The 24,179-nt window shown below is 63.5% G+C and carries 22 protein-coding genes; 14 read left to right on the top strand and 8 right to left on the bottom strand.

All coding sequences use genetic code 11. The features are described 5' to 3' along the window. The first annotated feature begins 68 nt into the window (after positions 1-68). Positions 69-425, top strand: coding sequence for an antibiotic biosynthesis monooxygenase family protein (locus tag QSJ34_RS05990; protein ID WP_285571702.1), 357 nt, complete (start codon positions 69-71; stop codon positions 423-425). 7 nt (positions 426-432) lie between these two features. On the opposite strand, the gene QSJ34_RS05985 is transcribed toward QSJ34_RS05990, so the two are convergent. Continuing rightward, positions 433-732 carry a cupin domain-containing protein gene (locus QSJ34_RS05985; RefSeq protein WP_285571700.1) on the bottom strand — a complete coding sequence of 100 codons (300 nt, stop codon included), beginning with the start codon at positions 730-732 and terminating at the stop codon, positions 433-435. A gap of 249 nt (positions 733-981) precedes the next feature. Between QSJ34_RS05985 and QSJ34_RS05980 the strand changes: the two genes are divergently transcribed. The 4 genes from QSJ34_RS05980 (at position 982) to QSJ34_RS05965 (ending at position 9,144) form a co-directional block, all read left to right on the top strand. Further along, positions 982-4,257, top strand: coding sequence for a S41 family peptidase (locus QSJ34_RS05980; RefSeq protein ID WP_285571697.1), 3,276 nt, complete (start codon positions 982-984; stop codon positions 4,255-4,257). Positions 4,258-4,471: 214 nt separating this feature from the next. Next, the gene (gene ercA / locus QSJ34_RS05975) at positions 4,472-5,638 is read left to right on the top strand and encodes an alcohol dehydrogenase-like regulatory protein ErcA (protein WP_285571695.1); all 1,167 of its coding nucleotides are present in this window, start codon (positions 4,472-4,474) and stop codon (positions 5,636-5,638) included. Beyond that, on the top strand, positions 5,639-7,294 hold the full coding sequence (locus QSJ34_RS05970; RefSeq protein ID WP_285571693.1) for a hybrid sensor histidine kinase/response regulator: 1,656 nt from the start codon (positions 5,639-5,641) through the stop codon (positions 7,292-7,294). Positions 7,295-7,644: 350 nt separating this feature from the next. Continuing rightward, on the top strand, positions 7,645-9,144 hold the full coding sequence (locus QSJ34_RS05965; protein WP_285571691.1) for a butyryl-CoA:acetate CoA transferase: 1,500 nt from the start codon (positions 7,645-7,647) through the stop codon (positions 9,142-9,144). Positions 9,145-9,716: 572 nt separating this feature from the next. On the opposite strand, the gene QSJ34_RS18550 is transcribed toward QSJ34_RS05965, so the two are convergent. Further along, positions 9,717-10,160: a DoxX family protein gene (locus QSJ34_RS18550; protein WP_420798830.1), complete on the bottom strand. Its 444-nt coding sequence runs from the start codon at positions 10,158-10,160 to the stop codon at positions 9,717-9,719. On the opposite strand from QSJ34_RS18550, the gene QSJ34_RS05960 reads away from it, so the two are divergent. Next, positions 10,159-11,121 carry a LysR family transcriptional regulator gene (locus QSJ34_RS05960; protein ID WP_285571688.1) on the top strand — a complete coding sequence of 321 codons (963 nt, stop codon included), beginning with the start codon at positions 10,159-10,161 and terminating at the stop codon, positions 11,119-11,121. The genes QSJ34_RS18550 and QSJ34_RS05960 overlap by 2 nt on opposite strands. A 339-nt stretch (positions 11,122-11,460) precedes the next feature. On the opposite strand, the gene QSJ34_RS05955 is transcribed toward QSJ34_RS05960, so the two are convergent. From QSJ34_RS05955 to QSJ34_RS05940, 4 genes are read right to left on the bottom strand one after another with little or no spacing between them, the layout of a single operon-like run. After that, a complete protein-coding gene (locus tag QSJ34_RS05955) occupies positions 11,461-11,889 on the bottom strand; it encodes a hypothetical protein (protein ID WP_285571685.1) in 429 nt (142 codons plus the stop codon). 32 nt (positions 11,890-11,921) lie between these two features. Next, a complete protein-coding gene (locus QSJ34_RS05950; protein ID WP_285571683.1) occupies positions 11,922-12,488 on the bottom strand; it encodes a DUF4252 domain-containing protein in 567 nt (188 codons plus the stop codon). Beyond that, on the bottom strand, positions 12,485-12,769 hold the full coding sequence (locus QSJ34_RS05945) for a hypothetical protein (RefSeq protein WP_285571681.1): 285 nt from the start codon (positions 12,767-12,769) through the stop codon (positions 12,485-12,487). The genes QSJ34_RS05950 and QSJ34_RS05945 overlap by 4 nt, the downstream gene beginning before the upstream one ends. Next, positions 12,756-13,301, bottom strand: coding sequence for an RNA polymerase sigma factor (locus tag QSJ34_RS05940; protein WP_285571678.1), 546 nt, complete (start codon positions 13,299-13,301; stop codon positions 12,756-12,758). The genes QSJ34_RS05945 and QSJ34_RS05940 overlap by 14 nt, the downstream gene beginning before the upstream one ends. Before the next feature lie 626 nt (positions 13,302-13,927). Here QSJ34_RS05940 and QSJ34_RS05935 point away from each other — a divergent pair. Further along, complete coding sequence (locus tag QSJ34_RS05935) at positions 13,928-14,932, top strand: hypothetical protein (RefSeq protein ID WP_285571675.1); 1,005 nt, start codon at positions 13,928-13,930, stop codon at positions 14,930-14,932. Between the two features lie 436 nt (positions 14,933-15,368). On the opposite strand, the gene topA is transcribed toward QSJ34_RS05935, so the two are convergent. Both topA and QSJ34_RS05925 read right to left on the bottom strand, forming a co-directional pair. Continuing rightward, complete coding sequence (gene topA / locus QSJ34_RS05930) at positions 15,369-17,855, bottom strand: type I DNA topoisomerase (RefSeq protein ID WP_285571672.1); 2,487 nt, start codon at positions 17,853-17,855, stop codon at positions 15,369-15,371. 49 nt (positions 17,856-17,904) lie between these two features. After that, a complete protein-coding gene (locus QSJ34_RS05925) occupies positions 17,905-18,771 on the bottom strand; it encodes a DNA-processing protein DprA (protein WP_285571669.1) in 867 nt (288 codons plus the stop codon). Positions 18,772-18,903: 132 nt separating this feature from the next. Between QSJ34_RS05925 and rpmB the strand changes: the two genes are divergently transcribed. From rpmB to QSJ34_RS05890, 7 genes are all read left to right on the top strand, one after another. Beyond that, on the top strand, positions 18,904-19,095 hold the full coding sequence (gene rpmB, locus QSJ34_RS05920; RefSeq protein ID WP_285571666.1) for a 50S ribosomal protein L28: 192 nt from the start codon (positions 18,904-18,906) through the stop codon (positions 19,093-19,095). 73 nt (positions 19,096-19,168) lie between these two features. After that, complete coding sequence (gene tsaB / locus QSJ34_RS05915; RefSeq protein WP_285571664.1) at positions 19,169-19,864, top strand: tRNA (adenosine(37)-N6)-threonylcarbamoyltransferase complex dimerization subunit type 1 TsaB; 696 nt, start codon at positions 19,169-19,171, stop codon at positions 19,862-19,864. After that, the gene (locus QSJ34_RS05910; protein ID WP_285571661.1) at positions 19,861-20,286 is read left to right on the top strand and encodes a GNAT family N-acetyltransferase; all 426 of its coding nucleotides are present in this window, start codon (positions 19,861-19,863) and stop codon (positions 20,284-20,286) included. Before tsaB ends, QSJ34_RS05910 begins: the two co-directional genes overlap by 4 nt. Before the next feature lie 178 nt (positions 20,287-20,464). After that, a complete protein-coding gene (locus tag QSJ34_RS05905) occupies positions 20,465-20,941 on the top strand; it encodes an RrF2 family transcriptional regulator (RefSeq protein WP_285571658.1) in 477 nt (158 codons plus the stop codon). 35 nt (positions 20,942-20,976) lie between these two features. Further along, positions 20,977-22,296 (top strand): cytochrome ubiquinol oxidase subunit I, encoded by a 1,320-nt coding sequence (locus QSJ34_RS05900; protein WP_285571655.1) that lies wholly within the window; start codon positions 20,977-20,979, stop codon positions 22,294-22,296. 11 nt (positions 22,297-22,307) lie between these two features. Next, positions 22,308-23,333, top strand: coding sequence for a cytochrome d ubiquinol oxidase subunit II (cydB, locus tag QSJ34_RS05895; protein WP_285571653.1), 1,026 nt, complete (start codon positions 22,308-22,310; stop codon positions 23,331-23,333). A gap of 152 nt (positions 23,334-23,485) precedes the next feature. Then, entirely contained in the window at positions 23,486-24,097 is a 612-nt protein-coding gene (locus QSJ34_RS05890) for an OmpW/AlkL family protein (protein WP_285571651.1), read from the top strand. The last annotated feature ends 82 nt before the right edge of the window (positions 24,098-24,179 follow it).

Below are 24,179 nucleotides of genomic sequence, written 5' to 3'. Positions count from 1 at the left end.
GCGTCGGAACAAGAATCAGGGTCCGGGCCACGCGCCCCTGGTATCCACCCCCCTCACGAGGACCCGCCATGTCGACCTTCATCCCCCGCCCGAACCCGGCCATCCAGCCCTGGTATCGCATCGATTCGTTCATCCTCCCCGAGGCCGCGCGAGAGGAATTCCTGTCGGCCATGCATCAGAACATGGCCTTCATCCGCACCCTGCCGGGGTTCCAGGGCCACAGGGTCTTCGAGAAGAAGGCGGGGGATGGGCCCTACAACCTCGTCACCCTCGCCACCTGGGAAAGCCGCGAGGCCCTGGAGGCTGCCGGCAAGGAGGTGCGGGCCTACTACCAGCGCATGGGCTTCGACATGCCGGGGTTGTTGAAGCGCTGGGGCGTCGTCATGGTGCGCGCGGACTACGAGGCCCCCGCCGGGCTGCAGTAGGGCGACCTCAGCGGGGCAGCAGGCGGATGGTCTCCTTGTCCCCGGCTTCCAGGAGGTAGGCCGCGATGAAGGTCGCGGAGGCGCTTCCCTCCGGGTCGAAATGGACAACGCGGGCCATCGCCGGCTCGAAGAAGGCCTCGCCCGGTTTCAGGTGCTGAACGGGCCCGCCTTCGATCTGGAAGCAGATCGCGCCCGCCGTGACCAGGCCGACCACGGGGCAGGGGTGAAGGTGGAGCGGAGCCTTCATGCCCGCTTTCAGGGTGATCTCCTGGATCTCGACCCGGTCCGTGCGTTTCCCTGGTTCCACCTGGGCGAGCAGAAGGGCTTTTCGAAGGATCGGCGGGGCGGCCGGCTCCTGCGCACGGCCTGAGCCGAGGAGCAGCAAGGGGAGAAGGAGAGCGCGAAGGGAAGGCCTGATTGGTTGTCTCATGAGACGAGCATCGGCGGCTCGGAGCGGTTTGGGAAGACCGGGCCTGTGCCCGTGCTACACCTTTCGCCGTTAAGCTCGTAACGCCAATCTCAGTCGGCAGGCCCACCCCGCCGCCCCGGAGCCTCCATGTCCAAGCCCCTTTCCGCCCTCGCCTTCAAGCTCGTCTTGGGCGCGCTCATCCTGAGCCTGCCCGCCCATGCGGGCGAGGCCTATGTCCGCTTCCCCGCCACCCGGGGCGACCAGGTCTTCTTCACGGCCGAGGGCGACCTCTGGCGCGCGCCGCTGACGGGGGGCAGGGCGATGCGGCTGACCTCGCACGCGGGGCAGGAGATCCGGCCCGCGGTGTCTCCCGACGGCCGCTGGCTGGCCTTCTCGGGCTCGTACGAAGGGCCCCAGGAGGTCTACGTGATGCCGGTGGAAGGCGGCCAACCCCGGCGCCTCACCTTCGCGGGCCTGGGCTGCTCCGTGCTGGGCTGGACGCCTCAGGGCCAGGTGCTCTTCACCACCCAGGCCGAGGTGGGCCCCAGCCGTGCCACCGTCGTGGCCATGGTGGATCCCAAGACGCTGGCGCGCACCACGCTGCCCCTGGCGGATGCCAACGAGGCCTGCGTGGATCCCTCGGGCAAGCTCCTCTTCTTCACCCGCCTGGGCATCCACATGACCGGGGACAACGCGCGGAACTACCGCGGCGGCGCGGCGGCCGAGGTGTGGCGCTACGACCTGGCGGGCGGCCGCGAGGCCGTGAAGGTGTCCTTCGGCGCCCCCCTCAAGCGGCCCATGGTGTGGAAGGACCGCCTCCTCGTCGTGAGCGACAAGGACGGCTGCGACAACCTCTGGTCCCTGGCCTTCGATGGCAGCGACGCGCGCCAGCTCACCCATCACAAGGCCTGGGACGTGCGCGGCGCCTCCCTGGGGGATGGACGGGTGGCCTACCAGCTGGGCGCGGACCTGCGCGTCTATGACCTGGTCACGGGGCAGGACCGCCTGGTGGAGGTCTCCCTCGCCTCCGACTTCGATCAGCAGCGCGAACGGCTCATCAAGAAGCCCCTCGATTTCCTCGAGAACGCCGGCCTCGCCCTCAACGGCGAGCGCGTGGTGCTCACGGCCCGCGGCCAGGTGGCCGTGGCGGGAACCGAGGGCTTGCGCCGCGTGGACGTGGCCCTGCCCGCGGGCAGCCGCGCCCGCGAAGCCACCCTGAGCCTGGACGGCAAGAGCGTCTTCGCCTTCTGTGACGCCACCGGCGAGCAGCAGCTCTGGCGCTTCCCCGCCAACGGCGCTCCCGGCGGCATGGCCCTCACCACCGACAAGGGCCTCGACCGCATGGCCATCTTTCCCGCGCCGGACGGCTCGGTCCTGGCCCACACCGACCACGAGGGGAACCTCTACCTGCTGAACCTCGCTTCCGGCGAGAACAAGCGCATCGACGCGAACCCCTACGGCGAGGTGCCCAGCGTGATCTGGGCGCCGGACGCCAAGACGCTCGCCATCATCCGCCCCGACAGCGCCCGCCACCTCAGCCAGATCCTGCTGCACAGCGTGGCCGACGGCCGGCAGATGGTCCTCAGCAGCGACAAGTACGAATCCTATGCGCCCGCCTTCAGCCCCGACGGCAAGTGGCTCTACTTCCTTTCCGACCGCAGCTTCCAGGTGGTGAACGATTCCCCCTGGGGCGACCGCAACATGGGCCCCTACTTCGACCACCGCACCAAGGTCTACGCCCTGGCCCTGCAGGAGGGCCTGCGCTTCCCCTTCCAGCCCAGGACCGAACTGGATGCCGAGCCCGCCGAATCCAAGGAGGCCAAGCCCAAGGAAGGCAAGGAGGCGAAGGCCAAGGATGCGAAGGCCGAAACTCCGGCCATCCTCTGGAACGGTCTGGCGGCGCGACTCTACGAGGTGCCCCTCGCCGCGGGCAACTACAGCGACCTGCACGTGGACGCCAAGAGGCTCTACCTCACCGAGCGCGAGGGCCGCGCCACCCAGGTGAAGACGCTGGAGATCGGCAACAGCGGCGCGCCGCTTGAAACCTTCGCCGCCGACGTGGCGAGCTTTGATCTCTCCGCCGACGGGAAGAAGGCCATGCTGCGCAAGCACGGCCCCAACGGTGACACCTTCTACCTCGTGGAGGCGGGCGCCAAGGCCGGCGACCTGGCCAAGGCCGAGGTGAAGCTGGGCGGCTGGGCCTTCCCCGTGGAGCCCAAGACCGAGTGGCGGCAGATGTTCCAGGATGCCTGGCGCATGCACCGCGACCGCTTCTACGACAGCAAGCTGCGGGGCCAGGACTGGGAGGCTCTGCGCAGGAAATACGAACCCCTGGTGGCCCGCGTGACGGATCGCGCCGAGCTGAACGACCTGCTGGGCCAGATGATGGGCGAGCTCGGCGCCCTGCACAGTCAGACCCGCCCCGGCGATCAGCGCGTGGCCCAGGACGGCTCGGCCCAGGCCTTCCTCGGCGCGGTGTTCAGCCGCAGCGCCGAGGGCTACCGCCTCGACCACCTCTACCGCACCGAAGCCGAGCTGCCCTCGGAGGCCTCGCCCCTGGCCCAGGCGGGTCTGGGCCTGCGGGAAGGCGACGTGCTCACGGCGGTCAACGGACGTCCCGTGCTCGAGGCCCGCGACCTCTCGGACCTGCTGCGCAACCGGGCCGGCCAGCAGGTGCTGCTCGCCTTCACGCGCGGCGGCGAAGCGCTCAAGCCCGTCATCGTCACGGCCATCGACGGCGGACGCCAGGCCAGCCTGCGCTACAGCGACTGGGAGGAGGGCCTGCGGCGCCAGGTGGACCAGGCCAGCCACGGCCGGATCGGCTACCTGCACCTGCGGGCCATGGGACCCGGCGACATCAACACCTTCGCCCGCGAGTTCTACGGCCAGGTGGACCGCGACGGCCTCATCCTCGACGTGCGCCGCAACAACGGTGGCAACATCGACAGCTGGGTCATCGAGAAGCTGCTGCGCCGCGTCTGGGGCTACTGGACCGACAACAAGGGCCACCTGAACGCCACCAACATGCAGCAGACCTTCCGCGGCCACCTCGTGGTGCTGGCCGACGAGTTCACCTACAGCGACGGCGAAACCTTCACCGCCGGCATCAAGGCCCTGGGCTTGGGTCCCGTGGTGGGTCGTCGCACCGCCGGGGCCGGCGCCTGGCTCACGGATTCCAACCTGCTCGCCGACAGGGGCCAGATCCGCGCCGCCGAATGGGCCCAGTACCTGGGCAAGGACGGCAGCTGGATCATCGAAGGCGTCGGTGTCGCCCCCGATGTGGAAGTCGAAAACCTGCCCAAGGAAACCTACGAAGGCCGCGACCGCCAGCTGGAAACGGCGATCAAGCTGCTGCAGGACAAACTGGCCAAGGAGCCCGTGGCGCCGCTGAAGCCCAAGGAGGTACCGGCGCTTCTCCGCTAGGGCTGATTGGCCACGGATGAGCACGAATCCTTTGACCTCCAACAACCCCGACTGACCGGTCCATGGACGGCACCTGGATCAGCGAAGGCGTGGTTCCGCCAATGTCTGATTTGCCTGGCCCCCCCTGCCAGATGGGGCTAATTCATCGACAAACGCCCCTTTGCCGATACAGGAAGCACCTACCCAAGCTGAACCCTGGTCCCCGGGGGCCTTCATGCCTGACACGATCATCGACGAACTCCGGAAATTCGTGGCGCCCGAGTTCATCTTCGGGGCGAATGCGCGGCAGCTGGCGGGCCGGTACGTCCGGAAGTTGGGTGGACATCGGGTGTTGCTGGTTTCCGATGCCGGGGTGGAGGCCGCAGGCTGGACCGGGGAGGTCCTCGCCCAGCTGGAGGCCGAGGGGCTGGTGGTGGTGCCGTTTCTTGGCGTCTCGGCCAATCCCCGCGATACCGAGGTGATGGAGGGCGCCGAGCGCTTCCGCGACATGGCCTGCGATCTCATCGTGGCCGTGGGCGGCGGCAGCCCCATGGACTGCGCGAAGGGGATCGGCATCGTGGCCGCGAATGGGGGCTCGATTCTCGACTTTGAGGGCGTGGATCGGGTGCCTACGCCCATGGTCCCCCTGATCTGCATCCCGACCACCGGGGGCACCTCGGCGGATGTCTCCCAGTTCGCCATCATCACCGACTCGCAGGAGAAGGTGAAGATCGCCATCATCAGCAAGGCCGTCGTGCCCGATGTGGCGCTCATCGATCCCTGCACGCTGCTCACCATGGATACCTACCTCACGGCCTGCACGGGCATGGATGCCCTGGTGCATGCCATCGAGGCCTTCGTGTCCAACGCCCACTCGCCCATCACGGATCTGCATGCCCTGGAGGCCATCCGCCTGGTTCACACCCACCTGCGGGCCAGCGCCGAAGCCCCGCAGAACCTGGAACTGCGCACCCAGATCATGCAGGCCAGCCTCCAGGCCGGGCTGGCCTTTTCGAATGCCAGCCTGGGCTCCGTCCATGCCATGGCCCACAGCCTGGGCGGCTTCAAGGATCTGACCCACGGGGAATGCAATGCCCTGCTTCTCCCCTTCGTGATGGACTACAACTTCTCCTCGGCCCCCGAGCGGTTCCGCCGCATCGGCGAGGTCATGGGCTGCGATCTGCGGGGACTCAACGATCGGGAGTGCCGGGCCCGATTGACGGCGCATATCCTGGACCTGCGTCGGGATTGCGGCATTGACCAAGGGCTCGCGGCCCGGGGGATTCACGCCACCGATCACCAGCGGCTGGCCAGCAAGGCCATCCTCGATCCCTGCAATGCCACCAACCCCAGGCCGCCCAGCCAGGGGGACCTCCAGTCCCTCTATTCGGAAGCCATGTAGATGCGCGACAGACAGGATTGGGCCCGGATGCGGGAGGGCATCATCGGATTGGGAACCGAGTCCTCCCGGAGAACCTACTATCCCGAACTCCAGAGCCGCATCACCCAGTTGGAGGAGGCCCGCGAAGACCTGCGGCGTTCGGAGGCGAACCTCCGCACCCTCTTCGACAACCTGCACGACGCGATCCTGATCCATGACTGGGAGGGTCGGCTGATCGAAGTGAACGACGCCATGCTGTCCATGTACGGCGTCACCCGGGACACGTTCCGCACCTTCACCCTTGCGGACTATTCCGCCTCTCCGGATGCCAGCCAGCCCAACAAGGTCGGCATCGCGGACCAGCTGGCCCGCCTGCGCGTGGAAGGGTACCTGGTCTTCGAGTGGCGTGCGAGACGCCCCCTCAGCCCGAACGGGGACTTCGATGTGGAAGTCTCGCTCCGACGGGCCACCTGGTACGACCAGGACGTGGTCGTGGCCGTGGTGCGGGATGTCTCCGAACGGAAGCGGCTGGAAGCCATGCTGCAGCAGGCCCAGAAGCTGGATGCCCTGGGGCAGCTGGCGGGTGGCGTGGCCCACGACACCAACAACATGCTGGGCGTGATCATCGGCTACGCGGACCTGCTGCTGGAAGAACTGCCCGAAGGCACCAAGGCCCGCGAGGATCTGGAGCAGATCCGCAAGGCCGCCCTCCATTCGGCGGATCTCAATCGGCAGCTGCTGGGCTTCGCCCGCAAGCAGACGATCCAGCCCGTGTTGGTCGATCTGAACGAGGTGTTTGAGGCCACCCAGAAAATGCTCCGGCGCCTGATCGGGGAACAGCACACCCTGGTTTGGAAAGCGGCCAAGGATCTCTGGCTCGTGCGCGTGGACCCCTCGCAGATGGACCAGATCCTCACCAACCTGGTGTTGAACGCCCGGGATGCCCTCGGTCCCAGTGGGACCATCACCCTGGAAATGGCCAATGTCACCGTGGATGAGGCCTTCCATCAGGTACACCCGGACGCGGATCCGGGCCAGTTCGTGGTGCTGCGGGTCACCGACACGGGCCACGGCATGAGCCCAGAGGTGCAAGCCAGGATCTTCGAGCCCTTCTTCACCACCAAGGCGCTGGGGTGCGGCACGGGCCTAGGCCTGGCCATGGTGTATGGCATCGCCCGCCAGAATGGGGGCTTCGTTTCCGTCTATAGCAGCCCGGGCCTGGGAACCACCCTCAGCTTCTACCTCCCGAGACACCAGGGTGGAGATCCCGCGACCCTGTCCACCCAGGATCTCGACCCACCCCGGGGGCATGAAAAGGTGCTGCTGGTGGAAGATGAGCAGGCGCTGCTCGAATTGGGAACCCGGGTGCTGAAGGAGGCCGGTTATCAGGTCGTCCCCGTGTCGAATCCCCTGGAAGCCCTGGCGAAAGCCCGGGATGGCAGCCTGCAGAGCGTCGCCTTGCTGGTCTCCGACCTCGTCATGCCGGGCCTGAATGGGATCGAGCTGTTCCATCAGTTCCAAGCCCTCCAGCCCACCCTTCGGGCCCTGTTCGTCTCCGGATATCCCTCGGGGACCTTGGACCTCGAATCCCAACCCGTCCTCGGTCGGGCCTTCCTCCAGAAACCCTTCACCCGTGCCGCCCTGCTGCACAAAGTGCGGGAGATCCTGGACGCCTAGGTTCGCTCCTGGGCGCCGCTGAATCCTCGCTTCAAGGAAGAAGTAAATAAGCGGAGGAGAGCTGAGAAACGGAGGACAGCGGAGCAGAGCAGGGCTGAATCGTTTTTCCTCCGCTTTCCTCAGCTCCTCCGCCATCCTCCGCTTATTGAATTCCTTTTCCTTTCTTCTTTGATCCCCGATGCTGCCTTCACACGATGGGGCAGGCGGAACTTCATTCATGATCGAATGGTCATTAACGGCTGAAATCCGCTAAAATGGGCTTGTCGCCCCGGTTCCGGGGCCCCGTACCGGGGCCTCAGCTTTTCGACCCGGAGAGCGCGCATCCCCCACCACCCATGCAGGTGATTCCCATGTCTACTCCTTTTCCCGTCATGACCGCCGCCGAGGCCGCGGAACTCATCGGCCACGGCCAGACCATCGGCTTCAGCGGCTTCACAGCCGCGGGCGCGGCCAAGGACGTGCCGGCCGCGCTGGCGGTGCGGGCCAAGCGCGAACACGCGGCGGGCCGCCCCTTCAAGGTGGGCGTGCTCACGGGGGCCTCCACGGGCAAGAGCCTGGATGGCGCCCTGGCGGAAGCCGAGGCCATCAGCTTCCGCGCCCCCTATCAATCCGATGCCGGGCTGCGCAAGCAGATCAACGCGGGGCAGGTGCGCTTCGTGGACATGCACCTTTCCGTCGTGCCCCAGAATGCGCGCTACGGATTTCTCGGCCCCATCCACTTCGCCGTGGTTGAGGCCTGCGATATCACGGCCGGCGGCGGCATCGTACTCAGCACCTCCGTGGGTGCCTCCAACACGTACCTGCGCCTGGCCGACAAGATCATCATCGAGCTCAACGAAAGTCTGTCGCCCCAGATGCTGGGCATGCACGATCTCTTCGAGCCCCAGGACCCCCCGACCCGCGCCGAGATCCCCATCTTCAACGCGTCCGATCGCATCGGTTCGCCCATCTGCACCGTGGATCCCCGAAAGATCGTGGCCGTGGTGCGCACGAACCGCCCCGACGAAACCGGCGCCTTCGACAAACCCACCGCCGCCACCGATCAGATCGGCGATAACGTGGCCCGGTTCCTCGTGGCCGAAATGAAGGCGGGGCGCATCCCGCCCACCTTCTTGCCCCTTCAATCCGGCGTGGGCAACATCGCCAACGCCGTGCTGGCGGCCCTGGGCGAAAGCAGGGACATTCCCCCCTTCGAGATGTACACGGAGGTGCTGCAGGATTCCGTGGTGCCCCTGCTGGAAAATGGCCGCTGCACCTTCGCCTCCACCTGCGCCCTCACGCTGTCCCTGGAGGCCCACGACAAGGTCTTCAAGAACCTGGATTTCTTCAAGCAGCGCGTCCTGCTGCGCCCCCAGGAAATCAGCAATCATCCCGAAATCGTGCGGCGCATCGGCATCGTGTCCATGAACACGGCCATCGAGGTGGACCTGGGCGGCAACGTGAACAGCACCCACGTCATGGGCAGCACCATGATGAACGGCATCGGGGGATCGGGCGATTTCACGCGCAACGCCTACCTGTCCATCTTCTCCTGCCCCTCCACGGCCAAGGGCGGCATGATCTCGGCCATCGTGCCCATGGTGAGCCACATGGACCACAGCGAACACTCCGTGCAGGTGGTCGTCACCGAACAAGGCGTGGCCGACCTGCGAGGCAAGGATCCCCACGAGCGCGCCCATCTCATCATCAACAACTGCGCCCACCCCGCCTACCGCGAGCAGCTGCGCGACTACCTCAAGCTCACCGAGGCCGGCCACGCGCCGCTGTCGCTTGCTTTGAGCCTCGGCATGCACCGGGAATTTTTGGCCAGCGGGGATATGCGCAACATCGACTGGGCGAAGTACCAGTAGGTTTCGTAGTCGTTCGTCGAAAGGAATTTTGAAAGCGGAGGAGAGCGGAAAGGCGTAGGCAAGCGGAGCAAAGAAGGACTGTCTTTCTCCGCTTTCCTCAGCTCCTCCGCCAACCTCCGCTTATTGAATTCCTTTTCTTTGACCTCTAACGCATCCGATTAGCCACGGATGAACACGGATTCATATGGATGGAAGAACTGAAAAGCAGGAATCGGTCAAAAACACCGATGAACACCGCAAACTGAATGATGAACACCGATAAAGCCTGTGAGCGTACTGCTCATGTCTTGGCCTGATCGGTGTTCATTCGCTTTTATCGATGTTGACCTTTTCGATCTACCCCTTCTTTCGCGCCATGCCTTCAGGGTCGTCCAGCCACCTCTGCAACTGCTCGGGATCCACTCGCATCTTGATGAGCACGACCTCGGTCTTCTCGGAGGTCACGATCATCAGTTCGGTCCTGGTCCCCTTCTCCCAGAGGTAGAGTTCGCTTTACCCGTTTGGCCGTAGGCTTAATGGGTTTTTCTGCTTTGGAATGATTTCCATCGCGACTTGTTGAATTTTTTCCGATCTCAGCTTCGAGCTCGCGGCGGGACGGCGGCTCTTCCGAAACGGCCCCACGCGACGAAGACGGCTAGGCCACCAAGTGTCATGGTCACGGGGACCATGGAAAGCTCGCCGCGGGAAAGGTGCGTGATGCTTGCGAGTGCCATGACCAAAGCCAATCCCAGGGACGCCACTGGAGTGAGCTTCGGCGCGATTCGAGTGGCGGCCGGTAAGACAATTCCAATAGCTCCGAGAATCTCGACAAACCCAATCATGCGAACGGCACTGCCCAAGGCACCATTGACCCAGGGCATTTGTGCCCTTAGTGCTTCGGTTGACGCAGCCACCTTCATTCCACCTGACATTAGAAAAACCAAAGCCAGGATCGTTTGAGCGACCCACAAGCTGGTGGTGAGAGCCTTGCCAGAGGCGGTAACCCGAGAGGGTGATATTGCGCTGGTGTTGTTCATGGTGAATTCCCCTTTCTGTTGTAACGATGATTCTGTTCCGCATTGCCAACAAGCTCGAAAAAAGGAAACAATGTGTTCTATGAATGCAACACAGATTGATTTCCAGCTTCTCGTCGTCTTTGCCGCCGTCGCAGAGCAAAACAGCTTCACAAAAGCCTCACGCAAGCTTGGCATCGGCAAGGGAACCGTCAGCCGATCCATCGCCCAGCTCGAAGGTCTTCTCGGCTTTGAATTGCTTCACCGAACCACCCATAAGGTCGCGCTTTCCACTGCCGGCGCTGCCCTCTACGAAAGGACACGAGAGCATCTAGCGGAGTTACAAAGGGCTCTTGTCGACCTGCCTGAGCGGGACGAAGAACCTTCCGGCGTCTTGCGTATGACCGCACCTCAGGACTTTGGGACCATCGTGTTGCCTCCCATCTTCGCGGCATTCGCCCGTCGCTATCCTGCGGTTCAGCTGGAAGTTCGTTTGATGGGCCCTCATTCCGGCCCGGTAAGAGAAGGCTACGATCTCGCGATTCGAGTCGCCACGGGGCCTCTAAAGGATTCATCGTTGACGGTTCGGCGAATTACACGCATTCCGGTCGGAATTTACGCATCGCCGTCGTACCTCGCTCGTCGCGGCCGCCCCAGGGACAAAGTGGATGAACGCCACTCGTGGGTAGTTCATCTCGCAACTATCAGGTTGCTGAAGACCCGCCCACTCCCTTCACACTTCGTGGTAGATGATTTCTTGTTTGCGCGGGAGCTCATTCGTGAGGGCGTGGGCTTGGGCCTATTACCGCTCTTTGTTGCCAAAGACTATGTGCGCGAGGGGTTCATCGAAGAAGTCTCAATTCCCGGGCGCGATCGGATGGAGGGCGAAATCGTGATCCTATATCCTTCGAGTGGCCAGGTACCCAAGAAGGTAATTGCGTTTGCCAATTTCGTGATCGATGCGTTTCGTTCGCACTCGCGATAGTTTGGATTGGAGCTGCGTTATCTCAACCTGGGACTCTCACCAGTCTTGGTATAGAAGTGAGAAAGACGTTACTCGCCGTATCTAAAGGGCATTAGTCGCGACTTCGCGCGCGTCGTGGCATTCGCCGATGACCGCGAATCCTTTGCTGAAATCCCCATGGCAGCCCCGAACCCAAGACGTGCGGGCCTTGTCGGGGACACGGCGTGAAACGCGGATGGACAGGATCAAGAACGAAAGACAGGGGAACCAGTGATGAACGGTGATGGACAGTGATGGGGTGGGTGGATCACCGTCCATCACGGTTCATCACCGGTTGCCTGTCCGCGTCGCGGCTCGGGCTCAGCCCTTCTTCCGGGCCATGCCCTCCGGGTCGTTCAGCCACTCCCGCAGACGGTCGGGATCCAGGCGCATTTTCAGCAGAACCACTTCGCCCTTTTCGGAGGAGAAGATCAGGAGTTCGGTCCGCTTTTCCCGCTCCCAGAGGTAGATGCTGCAACGTTCTCCCGTCCTGCTGAGGGACCGCAGCAGGGGCGTCACCTCCGTGCCGATGGTCGAACGCACGACGGCCTCGAAGTCCTCGCCCTGGGGTTGGCGCGTGTCCACTTCCTCGAAAATGGCCATGCGCAGCCCGCTGACGCCCTTGGGCGAGAAGCACCGGGCCATGAACCCCATGAAGCCCGTGCCCACAGGCGCCTTCTGATAGCGCGACTGGAGGTGGTTCACCAGGTGGTCGAAGACCTTGTCGCCGGCCCGGAGGGGGCATCCCACGAGAAGCGCCGAGAGGAGGAGGCTCCGGGCTCTCACTTCGCACCGCCCGGCTTGGTGGCCTGCTTGGTGACCTTCGGCTCGCTCAGCCGGGGGATCCCCATCTTGCCTTCCAGCGAACCCAGCTTGGCGACGTCGATGGGGCCCAGGATGTTCACCAGGGCCACCTCCCGGGGCTCCATGGCCAGGACGGTGAGGCCCGCGTTGCCTCCCTTACCGTCTTCCAGCAGGTAGATTTCCACCTCGCCCTCCCGGCGGCTCTTCACCTGGGTGATGCGGGACCAGCCCCCGGGTTGAAGCTGGGCGCGGATCCCCTCCAGATCGGACGCCGCGTAGCCCCCGGGCTTATCGAACTCGAAGACCTTGACGAAAATGCCCGTCAATCCCTGGATCATGGCCTGGGCCTCGGGATCCTTCTCCAGGATGCGGGCGGCCATGCGAAGGCCCGGGCCGTCCAGGGTGATGTCCACCACGTTCGAAGCCTTGGCCGCCAGACCGGCGCAGGCGTCCAGTTTGAGGCGACCCTGCTGGGCGAAGGCGGGCAGCGCCACCAGGCAGATGAGGCCAGCGCAGGCGAATGAGGGGAGGCGGTTCGTGATCATGGCTGCTCCGGTTCGGCGTTCAGGTGTTTGAAGGCGAGGTTGAGTTTTCCGCTGGTGATGCTGAGGGCCAGGCGGAGCTGAGCTTCGGCGCGCTGGCGTTCCGTGTGGACGTGGTAGGCGTAGCCCGCCGGGAGGATCATCAGGGCGAGGGAAGCGGCGGCGAGCCAGCCCCAGCGCCGCTGCCGCCGGGCACGGGCCGCGAGAAGCACGCGGTCCGCGAAGCCCGCTGGCGCTTCCTGGCGGCGAAGGGCGTGGGTCAGATGAAGCTCAAAGTCGTCCATGGCCGACTCCCAGGGTTTTGAAGCTGTCCCGCAGGGCCTGCAAACCGCGCTGAAGACGGCTCTTGATGGTGGGGAGGGGTTCCTGCAGGATCCTGGCGATCTCAGAGGGATCCAGATCCTCCTGGTAGCGCAGCACCAGGGCCACCCGGACGGGAGGCGGAAGCTCCCCCACCAGGTGCCGCAGGTGCGCGGACAGGAAGGGATCCCGGGGATGCGGCTCGGCCGCTGGTTCAGGCACGGCCTCCAGGCTCAGGGCCTTGCGGCCATGGCTGCGCAGCTCGTCGATGCACAACCGCGACGTCACGGTGCGCAGCCAGTTCACGAGGTGGGCTTCCGACTGGATGCCGCCCAGCCGGTCCGAGAGGCGCAGAAAGACTTCCTGCGCCACCTCCTCCGCCAGGGCCCTGTTGCGCAGGGTGTGCAAGGCGATGGAAAACACCAAGGACTGATGCGCCGTCACGATCTCCCGGAAGCTCCGCAGGGGAACGGCGGCCTCGGCGGCTTCCAGCGGCATGGGAAGGTCGAGGTCCAAGGGATGCATCCAGGTGATCGCAACGGCGATACAGACCTATACGAACGAGCCGAGCGGAAGGATGCACGGAAATTTTGGAGAGGCTGTCCCTAAGAGTGCCTAACAAAACTACCAACCCAGCGCATACCAGCAGATCAGGATGCATCCGAGACTGAGGAATACCTGGTGGATCGGTTCTGCCGACTTGGGGGGCTACCGTTCGGCCTTCATAAATTACCGTTCAGGCCTTTTCGTTGGACGGGAAAAGACTCCATTCCGTTTAATGTGTCAGCCGCTGAGATACCCCCTGCTTTACCGCGTGGGACCTTTCCTTGTTTGCGAAGACTTTTGGGGGACCTTATCACTCACATTACATGCTTGGGTAAAACATGTTAATAAATGTAAAAATATAACAATAACCATATGTAGCCAAAATTGTAACCAAGCTTATTGTCAAAAATAAATTCACTATGACCCCAGAATTCACTGGAAAAATGTTAATTTAATTCATATCAAATGTTAACATGGTTTATAAAATGATAATTATATATTTGAGCGAATCTAGAACAACTTATAATCGAGGTCCACCTTTCATTTAAAATATTATTGCATAATAATCTTTATAATCGCTGATGGAGAACATAGCTATGAAAATTGCATCTTGCGCTTTGATTTTTGCTTTGAATATATATGCCGAAACGCCAACAAATCCCGTCCATGCAGACACAGCGGTTATTTGTCCAATCGTTGCAGATGCGACATTTCATGTAAAAAAAATGAATTTGAATTTCACACAATTGTCTTATTTGAATGTTGATGGCAATAGTGCCAATGTGAATAATTTGGCTAATACTGCAGTGGCTGGTTTGGGGTTTAATGAGCCAAAATATAAAGATATTTTAAGCCAAGTCTGGAATAATAATTATGCGGGAGTAGTTGCCTATATTCAATGGTATGTTGTTACTCAAGCAGTGACCGGTGCATTAACTGGAATAGCGAATAATCTTGCATCGTATAATACGCAATATAGGTATTTTACTTTTTTTGTACCTGTCGATGGTCGCTATACAATATCAGTGTCTCTCCCTGGTGATCCAATTATAAGGCCAAAAAATACCTTGAGGTTAGTTAGTGGTAATTATAACTGGTCCTGGATTGAAAATCTTGGAGGCAATACATCGAAGACTTTTGTGTTTGAAAATCTCGCTGCAGGTCCATACATCATAGAGGTTGGGTTAGGATCAACATCTACAATCTTTCATTCGGCTGGAGATTTAACTCAAGTCCAACTGGACAGCAGTACGGAGAGGTCGTGGGTAAATAAGGTAATTATAAAATCTGATTCTTTTGATGTGCGTACGCAGCTTCCAACTATCGGCAGTACAAAACAGTTCGCGTTTCCATTTCTTCCAGTCCCTGTGAACACTAATGTACTTGATGGCAGGGTTGAGTATACGAATTTTGAAGCCCGACATGCATTTTTAAACTCTACATATAATGATATTTGGACGCAAAAAGTAGGTGGGCTGTGTCGCTGGGTAGAATTTCCAATGGCGAGTGAAACTGTTGAACCATTTCTTTCCGGAGGGCAAGCCTTTTATTCGTTTAAACGAGACGCAAATGAGTACGAGAAAATTTGCGGTGAACAATAGCAATTGTGGGTCCTTGCCTATTTGATTTGATAAGTGTTTGCCATCTGCTATCTTTTGAGTGGTTGGCAAACACTTGTAATTTATAAATAAACAAGGATGACCTGTTGCATGATTTCAAGTAGAGGCAAATAAGGAAACTGGCGATAGTAGCCATCATGGCGTAGTTTTTCATGATTTTGTCGCAAGGGGTGGCGAGGCTGCGACCTCACTACTTGAATCCTATGATTAGGCTTTTCGATAGCTTTTCAATCTTTGTAGAGGTGATAAACATAGTGTAATGGACAAGTTTCACTCGATTCAGGAATAGATGTGGACCTTAATAAAAGCAAAATCTTCACGCTATCAGGTAAGGTCGTGCCTTGTGGGCATAGCAACTAAGCGCTACTTGTTTATTGAAGGTGATTACCAGTAGTAATTGAATTCATATAATAATTAATTACCCCATCGGCTCTTCGTGCTGGCATTTCGGGCAGATGAGCACCTGGATGGGGTCCTTGCCCCTTGGCTTCCGCGTCTTTTCACCCATGGTGGGGTTCTTGCACGCGGGGCAGGTGACGGGGACGGGCTTGTCCCAGGCGGTGTAGTCGCACTTGGGGTAGTTCACGCAGCCGTAGAAGACCTTGCCGAAGCGCGTCTTGCGGGGGCTGAGGCCGCCGCCGCACTTGGGGCAGGGCACGGGCAGGATTTCCTTCTTCACGGTCTTGCAGGTGGGGTAGTCCACGCAGCAGACGAACTCGCCGTAGCGGCCGTGCCGCTTCACGAAGCCCTTGCCGCAGTTGGGGCAGGTCTCGCCGGTGGGCTCGTCGGGGGGCACGGGGATGCCCTTGGGATCGGCCTTCACGATGCCCTTGCACTTGGGGTAGTTGGGGCAGGCCCAGAAGGGGCCCCACTGGCCCTTGCGCAGGTTCATGGGCGTGGTGCCGCAGAGCGGGCATTCCGGCGCGTCTTCGGGCTCCTCCATCTTCTCGAGGTCCGCCGTGTAGTCGCACTTGTCCTTCTCGGCTTCGGCGCCGTAGTTGGTGCAGCCCACGAAGAGCCCGTTGCGGCCGATGCGCTTGAGCAGGGTGCCCGGGTGCTTCTTGCGGTCGCCGCACTTGGGGCACTTCTCCCCCGTGGGTACGCCGGCCTTCAGGTTCTGCATGTCCCGCCCGGCGGCGGCCAGGCTTTCTTCGAAGGGACCGTAGAAGTCCGTCATGGCCTTCTTGAAGGTGAGCTTGCCCTCTTCGATGCGGTCGAGGTTGCCTTCCATGGCGCCGGTGTACTTGGGATCCAGCAGGTCGTGGAAGCCCTGCAGCAGCAGCTCGGTGACCGTCATGCCCAAGTCCGTGGGCTTGAAGCGGCCCTCGTGCTTCTTCACGTAGTCGCGATCCTGGATGGTGGCGATGATGCTGGCGTAGGTGGAGGGCCGGCCGATGCCGTCCTCTTCCAGTTCCTTCACGAGGGTGGCTTCGTTGAAGCGCGCGGGGGGCTTGGTGAACTGCTGATCCGCGTCGAGCTGTTCGAGCTTGAGGGCCTCGCCCAGCTTCAGGGCGGGCAGCAGGGCCTCGTCCTCGTCCTCTTCATCGGGGCCCTTGGTGGCGTCGGCGATGCCCTCGGCATCCTCCTCGGTCTTGTCGGCGCGGTAGACCGCCAGCCAGCCGGGGAAGCGCTCGATCTCGCCCTTGGCCTCGAAGAGGGCCGTGTCCTTGCCCACCGAGGCCCCTACTTGGGCTTCCGTCTGGACGACCGTCTCGTCGAAGCGCGCGGCCTCCATCTGCGAGGCCATGGTGCGCCGCCAAATGAGGGCGTAGAGGCGGAACTGATCGGGCTCCAGGTGCCCGCGCAGGCTTTCGGGGGTGCGGGTGACATCCGTGGGACGGATGGCTTCGTGCGCGTCCTGCGCCCCGGCCTTGCCCGTGTAGACGCGGGCCTTGGCGGGCAGGAAATCCTTGCCGTACTTCGACGCGATGAATTCGCGGGTGGCCTCGACGGCCTCGGGGGCCATGCGGGGCGAATCCGTTCTCATGTAGGTGATGAGGCCCACGGGCCCTTCGCCGAAATCGACGCCTTCATACAAGCGCTGGGCGTTCTGCATGGTGCGGCTCACGCTCATCTTCAGCTTCTGGGCCGATTCCTGCTGCAGCTTGGCGGTGGTGAAGGGCGCGGCGGGGTTGCGCTTCTTCTCCTTGGTTTCGAGGCCCGTCACCGTGTAGGCGGCCTTCTCCAGCTTCGCCTTCAGATCCTTGGCCTGGGCGGCGTCGGCCACGCGGCGCTTGGCCTCCTTGTTGCCGAGCTGCACGGGCTGGCCGCCCAGCTTGACCAGCTTCATCCAGAAGGAGGGCGGCAGCTTGGCGGCGAAGCGGCCCTTCAGCACCCAGTATTCGACCGGGTTGAAGGCCATGATCTCCTTCTCGCGATCGACGATGATGCGCACGGCCACGCTCTGCACGCGGCCCGCGGAAAGCCCGCGACGCACCTTGTCCCAGAGTACCTGGCTGACCTTGTAGCCCACGAGGCGGTCGAGCACGCGGCGGGCCCGCTGGGCGTCGACGAGTTTCTTATTAATGGTGGTGGGCGCGGCCATGGCCTTCTGGATGCCCGCGGGGGTGATCTCGTTGAAGAGCACGCGGCTCACGGGCAGGCTCTTGGGCGGCTTGATGGCCTCCAGCAGGTGCCAGCTGATGGCCTCGCCCTCGCGGTCAGGGTCGGTGGCGAGCACGAGTTCGTCGGCAGTCTTGGCGGCGGCGCGGAGTTCCTTGACCACCTTCTCCTTGGCCGGGCTGATCTCGTATTCCTCCTGGAACCCGTTCTCGATGTCGACGCCCAGTTTCCGCGGCAGATCCCGGATGTGGCCCACGGACGCCATGACCTTGTACCCCTTGCCGAGGTACTTGGTGATGGTCTTCGCCTTGGAGGGGCTTTCGACGATCACTAACTTGGTCACTGGACATCTCCCTTGGGGGCTAAGGATGGAACCTAGGGGCGGCCCTTTGTCAAGTGACCCGGCCGGGGACGAGCCCCTCCAGAAGGTCGTCCGGCGATAGACAAACCCTTGCAGAACATTCTTTTAGCAATAAATTCGGACCCTCGGCCGAAGGATCCTCCGGAGATCCCGGGCAGACCCAGAGTTCCTTGCCCAGGTCCAGGGCGAGGCGAGCCGTGACCAGGGAACCGGACTTCAGGCGGGCCTCGGTGACGAGGACGCCCTCGGTCCAGGCCGCCAGCAGCCAGTTGCGCCGGGGGAAATGCCACTTCAGGGGCGGGGCCTCGGGCGGAAAGGGCGTGATGACGCCGCCTCCCGCGGCCACCATGCGGTCCATGAGGGGCTTGTGCTCGGGCGGGTAGGGCTGATCCAGGCCCGAACCCATGACGCCCCAGGTGCCCGCCTGGGTGAACATGCCGGGCGCGGCCTCCAGGGCCCCGGCATGAGCTTCGCCGTCGATGCCCCGGGCCAACCCCGAGATCACGGCCACGCCGGCTTCGGCGAGCGCCTTCGCCCAGGCCCGGGTGCGGGCCTTGCCCCGCGTGGTGGCCGCGCGGCTGCCCACGATGGCGATGCGGGGGCCGGATGGTGGCAGGGTGCCCCGCACCCACAGGGCCACGGGGTAGGGCAGGGGCGCCAGCAGGGCGTCGACGGCCGGCCCCTCCTCGGGGTCGCCCGGCAGCAGCAGGCGGGCGCCGCGATCCCGGGCCTCCTGCTGGCGGCGGGGCAGGTCGGCCTCCAGGCGGGCCAGGGCTTCGGCCTGTTCGGGGCTGAGGGCGGGCTGGGCCCCGATCTGCAGGGCCGCCCAGCATTCGGCCTTCTGGCGCTCGGGCCAGTCCAGGACGGTGAAGGCGAGGGCCCAGAGGCGAAGGTTCACGGCGGTTCCAGGGGATGCCGCTATCCTGGACAAGGAAAGTGGCGAGGCGCAAGGGCTTTCCCCTTGCGTTATGCACCCGCTTGGCTACACTGGTTCTCTTGGCTGTTTTCACCTTTGGTTCGTGAGGTTCCCATGTCCCGTCAGTGCGAAGTCTGCGGTAAGAAGCCCCAGTTCGGGAACAACGTCTCCCACTCCAACAACGTCACCAAGCGTCGTTGGAACCCGAACATCCAGCGCGTCCGTGCCCTCGTGAACGGCGCCGCGAAGCGCATGCGCGTCTGCACCTCCTGCATCCAGGCGGGCAAGATCCTCAAGGCCTGCTAGGTCTCGGATTCCCATTCGAAAAGGCGGCCCCCGCGGCCGCCTTTTTCTGTTTCCCGCCCTCTACACTGATTTCATGCTGCTCGCCCTCGACACCACCACGGAAATCCTGCACCTGGCCCTGATCCGCGGCGAACGGGTGTGGGCGCGGCGGGTGCTTTCGGGCGTGGGACGGGGCCACAGCGAGCGCCTGATCCCCACGCTGAACGAGCTGATGGCCGAGGCCGGCGCCGCGCCCCGCGATCTTTCGGGGGTGGCGGCCTGCCTGGGGCCCGGCGGCTTCACGAGCCTGCGCATCGGCGTAGCCACGGCCGAGGGCCTGGGCCTCACGGGCCTGCCCACCTGGGGCTTTTCGGCCTTCGCCCTGCGGGCCGAGGCCCTGCGCCAGGCGGGAATCACGGGGCCCTTCTGGATCCTGCTGGACGGCCAGCGCGGCGAGGCCTTCCATCAGCGCTGGGAGGAGGCGCCGACGGAAGCGGCCGCCAAGCACCTGCTCGCGACGTTGCCCGAGCGCGTGGGCGAGGAGGCCTGGTGGGCCCCCGAAGCCTTCGCGCCCAAGGTCGAGGCCGTGCTACCTGCTCATCGAATCGCTCTCGCCGACGAGGGCGAGGCCACCCTGGCGGGCCTGGTGGCCCTGGCGCGACGCGTCTCCCAGGGCGCCCCGGAATCGCCCCTCGTGCCCTTCTACCTGCGCGAGACGGACGCCGAAGTGAACTTCCCCCACGCCGCCGCCCACCTGCCCGAGGCCCTGCGGAAGGGCCACGCGCGATGAGTGAAGAGGCCCTGATCACTCAGCGGCTTTCGGGAAGGGACCCGTTGCCGGACTGGGCGGTGCGCCTGGACCGCACGGCCTTCGGAGTGCCCTGGAAGGCCGCCGCCGATCACGAGGCCCTGTGGCTGGTGCCGGGTCTGGCCTTCGCTCGTTGGGCCTGCGTGCCCGCGGCCGGCGAGGCCGAGCTGCTGCGCATCGCCGTGGATCCGGCCCATCGGGGCGGGGGCCTGGGAAGGCACCTGCTGGAGGCCTGCCAGCGCGACCTGGCGGCCGAGGGGATGCCCCACCTCTTCCTCGAGGTGCGCGTGTCCAACGCACCGGCCATCCGGCTCTACGAAGCCTGCGGCTGGACGCTCTGCGGCCGGCGGCCCGGCTACTACCCGGATGGCGAGGACGCCCTGCTGTTCCAGCGGACCTCCTAGAACCTCGGAACCCGGGTCGGACGCCAAGCGTCGAAGAAAAAAATCAATGCTTCCAAGCGCGGACTTTTCTCGTCTTGAAATAAACGGATAAATCACTCTTTTAAATAATTGACCTACAGGTGTTGACCAATGTTACCCAATGGGTAATGTTACAGATCTGGTCACCTTGCGGGGCTCCATGATCGGCATTTCACGGCAAACGGATTACGCGGCGCGGCTCGTGCTGCACCTGGCGGCGCTGCCGACGGGCAGCCAGGTCTCCATCGCCGAGATCTCTACCCTGCGCCTGCTGCCGGTGGCCCTGGTGCGCCGCCTGGCGGGCCCCCTCGTGAAGGCCGGCATCCTGCGCACCTCCCGGGGCACGGGCGGGGGCATCCGCCTGGGCCGCGACGCCGCGCTGATCTCCCTGCTGGACGTGATCACCGCCATCGAGGGGCCCGTGGTGCTCAACCAGTGCCTGGATGGCAAGCACGTCTGCCCCTTCACGAACGCCTGCCCCATCCAGGATGCCTGGGCCGCCGCCACCCGCGCCCTGGAAACCCATCTCGCGGCCGTGCGTTTCGACGCCCTGGCCCGGGCTTCGGATACGCACCTCAGCGCTCACCTCTCTCGCCACGCCGCCTGCAAGGCGGTCCCGGCCTGTACTGTCACCTAGCCCACCCACCCATCCCGCCCTGAAAGGAGGACACCTTGGATGTCCTAGCCCTGTCGCGCCTGCAATTCGCGGTCGCCACCTACTTCCACTTCCTCTTCGTGCCGCTCACCCTCGGCCTGTCCATGCTCGTCGCCATCATGGAGACGATGTACGTGCGCTCCGGGGACGAGGACTACAAGCGCATGACGAAGTTCTGGGGCAAGCTCTTCCTCATCAATTTCGCCGTGGGCATCGTCACGGGGCTCACACTGGAATTCCAGTTCGGCACGAACTGGTCCCGCTACTCGGCCTACGTGGGTGACATCTTCGGATCGCTGCTGGCCATCGAGGCCACGGCGGCCTTCTTCCTGGAATCCACCTTCATTGCGGTGTGGTTCTTCGGCTGGGAGAAGCTGTCGAAGAAGGCCCACGCCACGACCATCTGGCTGGTGGCCATCGCCTCGAACATCTCGGCCTTCTGGATCCTCGTGGCCAACGCCTGGATGCAGCATCCCGTGGGCTTCGTGCTGCGCAACGGCCGCGCGGAACTGTCGGATTTCTTCGCCGTCATCACCCAGCGCTTCGCCATCCTGGAATTCATCCACACCCTGGGCGGCGCCTACCTCACGGCGGGATTTTTCGTGCTGGGCATCTCGGCCTGGCACCTGATCCGCAAGCACGAGACGGCCTTCTTCAAGAAGTCGTTCCGCGTCGCCGCGGCCTGGACGCTGGCCTTCGCGCTCTTCGAGATCGCCCAGGGCCACATGAACGCCGAGATCCTCAGCAGCTCCCAGCCCACCAAGCTCGCCGCCATGGAAGCCCACTGGGAGACGGGCCGCAACGTGCCCATGCACCTCATCGCCTGGCCCGACGCCAAGGGCGAGCGCAACGCCGTGCAGAGCCTGTCGGTGCCCAGCGGCCTCAGCCTGCTGGCCACCTATTCCACCGGCGGCGAGGTGAAGGGGCTGAAGGACTACCCAGCCTCGGAGCGCCCGCCCGTGCTGCCCGTTTTCCTCAGCTTCCGCGCCATGGTGGGCCTGGCCTTCGTCTTCCTGGCCGTGGGCCTCTGGGCCTGGCTGAAGCGCCATCAGATCGAATCGCGGAGCACCTTCCTGCGCGTGCTGCCCTGGCTGATCCCGCTGCCCTACCTGGCCAATGAACTGGGCTGGACCATCGCCGAGCTGGGCCGCCAGCCCTGGATCGTCTACGGCCTGATGAAGACCTCGGATGCGGTGTCTCCCATCGCGGTCTCCCAGGTGGGCACCTCGCTCGTGGCCTTCTTCCTCGTCTACGCGCTGCTGGGTGCCGTGGACTTCTACCTGCTGTTCAAGTTCGCCCGCAAGGGCCCCGAAGCCGCACCCGCGGCCGCGAAGTGAGGGAGGCGACCATGTTCGAGACCATCTGGTTCGTGATCTGGGGAGTGGCCTGGGCCGTCTACTTCATGCTCGACGGCTTCGACCTGGGCCTGGGCACGCTCTTCCCCTTCCTCGCGAAGAATGAAACGGAGAAGCGCATCCTCGTGAACGCCATGGGGCCCTTCTGGGACGGCAACGAAGTGTGGCTCATCACGGCGGGCGGCGTGACCTTCGCGGCCTTCCCGCGGGCCTACGCCATCATGTTCTCGGGGCTCTACACGCCGCTCATGCTGCTGCTCTTCGCGCTCATCCTGCGGGGCGTGGCCTTCGAATTCCGCGGCAAGGAAGAGGGTCGCGCCTGGCGCGCCATCTGGGACACCTGCCTGGTGGTGGGCTCCTTCCTGCCGGCCCTGCTGCTGGGCGTGGCCTTCGCCAACATCTTCGCGGGCCTGCCACTGGACGCCGCAGGCATCTTCCACGGCAACCTGTTCACCCTGCTGAACCCCTACGGCCTGCTGGGCGGCGTGCTCTTCGTGCTGATCTTCGCCGTGCATGGCGCCCTCTGGCTGACCACGCGCACGGAAGGCGAACTGCAGGCCCGCGCCGGCCGCATGGCCACCTCGCTCTGGTGGGCCGAGGCCGTCGTGGCCGTGGCCTTCCTCGCCCTGACCTGGTTCAGCACGCGGCTCTGGCAGAACGTGCTGGCCAAGCCCCTGCTGCTGATCCTGCCGCTGCTGGCGGTGGCGGGCCTGCTTTCGCTTCGCGTCTTCGCCGCCAAGGGCGCCTGGTGGAAGGCCTGGTTCGCCTCTTCGGCGCTCATCCTCGGCGCCGTGCTGTTCGGCGTGGCCGGCCTCTTCCCCAACCTGCTGCCCTCCAGCCTCGATCCCGCGGCCTCGGTGACGGCCTTCAACGCCGCCTCCAGCCCGCTCACGCTGAAGATCATGCTGGGCGTCGTGCTCTGCTTCCTGCCCGTCGTCATCGGCTACCAGCTCTGGGTGTACCTGAAGTTCCGCGACACGCTCAACGCCGAGAGCATCGGCAAGGGGCCGGCCTACTGAAAAAGCTGAAACCGCGAATGGCGCGAATGGGCGCGAATCAAGAAGAGAGTCCCACCTTCGCGTGACTTCGCGTCATTCGCGGTTCGCCTTCCAGATCCCTGAACGACGAAAATCTCCCGGGGAGAACCCCGGGCCTCACAAGGAGAAATCCCATGAAGACCCTCATCCTGCCGGTGGCTTTGGCCGCCGGGTGGCTAAGTTCTGTCCCGCTCCAGGCCCAGGAGGGCCCGTGGATGGTCCGCCTGCGCGCCGTATCCCTCCAGCCTGCGGACAAGTCCGACGCGGCTCCGGGCATCCCGGCCGACGCCATCCACGTCAGCTCGAAGACCATCCCCGAGGTGGACTTCAGCTACTTCTTCACGAAGAACTTCGCCGCGGAGCTGGTGCTGACGGTGCCCCAGGAGCACGACGTCACCCTGGCCGGCACCAAGATCGGCACCTTCAAGGAGCTGCCGCCCACCCTCGTCGCCCAGTGGCACTTCCTCCCGGGCCAGACGGTGAATCCCTATGTTGGCCTGGGCCTGAACCTCACCCTCATCTCGGATGTGAAGCTGGCGGGCGGGGCCCTGAACCTCGATTCGTCCAGCGTGGGGCCCGCCGCCCAGGTCGGCGTGGATATCCAGGTGGCGAAGAACTGCTACCTCAACTTTGATGCGAAGTACGTGCAGATCCGCAGTGACGTGAAAACCACCGCCGGCGCCAAGGTGACCACCGTGAAGGTGGATCCCATGCTCTACGGCGTGGGGGTGGGGTACCGGTTCTGATGTCCCGCGGGGATTCCTCGCCGTGGGGAATCTCTGGATCAGGGAGAAAAGTCACGGCCCGGCTTGGCCGGGTCGTGACGCG

This window comes from Geothrix limicola (assembly GCF_030268085.1).
In the GTDB taxonomy this organism is placed as follows: Bacteria; Acidobacteriota; Holophagae; order Holophagales; family Holophagaceae; genus Geothrix; species Geothrix limicola.
Note: the sequence above shows the minus strand (reverse complement) of the source record. Positions and strands in the feature narration are given on the sequence as shown.

Excerpts from the sequence above, each read along its gene's own strand:
- QSJ34_RS05990 (WP_285571702.1), top strand. The coding sequence starts at position 69 with ATGTCGACCTTCATCCCCCGCCCGAACCCGGCCATCCAGCCCTGGTAT.
- QSJ34_RS05980 (WP_285571697.1), top strand. The coding sequence starts at position 982 with ATGTCCAAGCCCCTTTCCGCCCTCGCCTTCAAGCTCGTCTTGGGCGCG.
- ercA (WP_285571695.1), top strand. The coding sequence starts at position 4,472 with ATGCCTGACACGATCATCGACGAACTCCGGAAATTCGTGGCGCCCGAG.
- QSJ34_RS05970 (WP_285571693.1), top strand. The coding sequence starts at position 5,639 with ATGCGCGACAGACAGGATTGGGCCCGGATGCGGGAGGGCATCATCGGA.
- QSJ34_RS05965 (WP_285571691.1), top strand. The coding sequence starts at position 7,645 with ATGTCTACTCCTTTTCCCGTCATGACCGCCGCCGAGGCCGCGGAACTC.
- QSJ34_RS05960 (WP_285571688.1), top strand. The coding sequence starts at position 10,159 with ATGGTGAATTCCCCTTTCTGTTGTAACGATGATTCTGTTCCGCATTGC.
- QSJ34_RS18550 (WP_420798830.1), bottom strand. The coding sequence starts at position 10,160 with ATGAACAACACCAGCGCAATATCACCCTCTCGGGTTACCGCCTCTGGC.
- QSJ34_RS05950 (WP_285571683.1), bottom strand. The coding sequence starts at position 12,488 with ATGATCACGAACCGCCTCCCCTCATTCGCCTGCGCTGGCCTCATCTGC.
- QSJ34_RS05945 (WP_285571681.1), bottom strand. The coding sequence starts at position 12,769 with ATGGACGACTTTGAGCTTCATCTGACCCACGCCCTTCGCCGCCAGGAA.
- QSJ34_RS05935 (WP_285571675.1), top strand. The coding sequence starts at position 13,928 with ATGAAAATTGCATCTTGCGCTTTGATTTTTGCTTTGAATATATATGCC.
- rpmB (WP_285571666.1), top strand. The coding sequence starts at position 18,904 with ATGTCCCGTCAGTGCGAAGTCTGCGGTAAGAAGCCCCAGTTCGGGAAC.
- tsaB (WP_285571664.1), top strand. The coding sequence starts at position 19,169 with ATGCTGCTCGCCCTCGACACCACCACGGAAATCCTGCACCTGGCCCTG.
- QSJ34_RS05910 (WP_285571661.1), top strand. The coding sequence starts at position 19,861 with ATGAGTGAAGAGGCCCTGATCACTCAGCGGCTTTCGGGAAGGGACCCG.
- QSJ34_RS05905 (WP_285571658.1), top strand. The coding sequence starts at position 20,465 with ATGATCGGCATTTCACGGCAAACGGATTACGCGGCGCGGCTCGTGCTG.
- cydB (WP_285571653.1), top strand. The coding sequence starts at position 22,308 with ATGTTCGAGACCATCTGGTTCGTGATCTGGGGAGTGGCCTGGGCCGTC.
- QSJ34_RS05890 (WP_285571651.1), top strand. The coding sequence starts at position 23,486 with ATGAAGACCCTCATCCTGCCGGTGGCTTTGGCCGCCGGGTGGCTAAGT.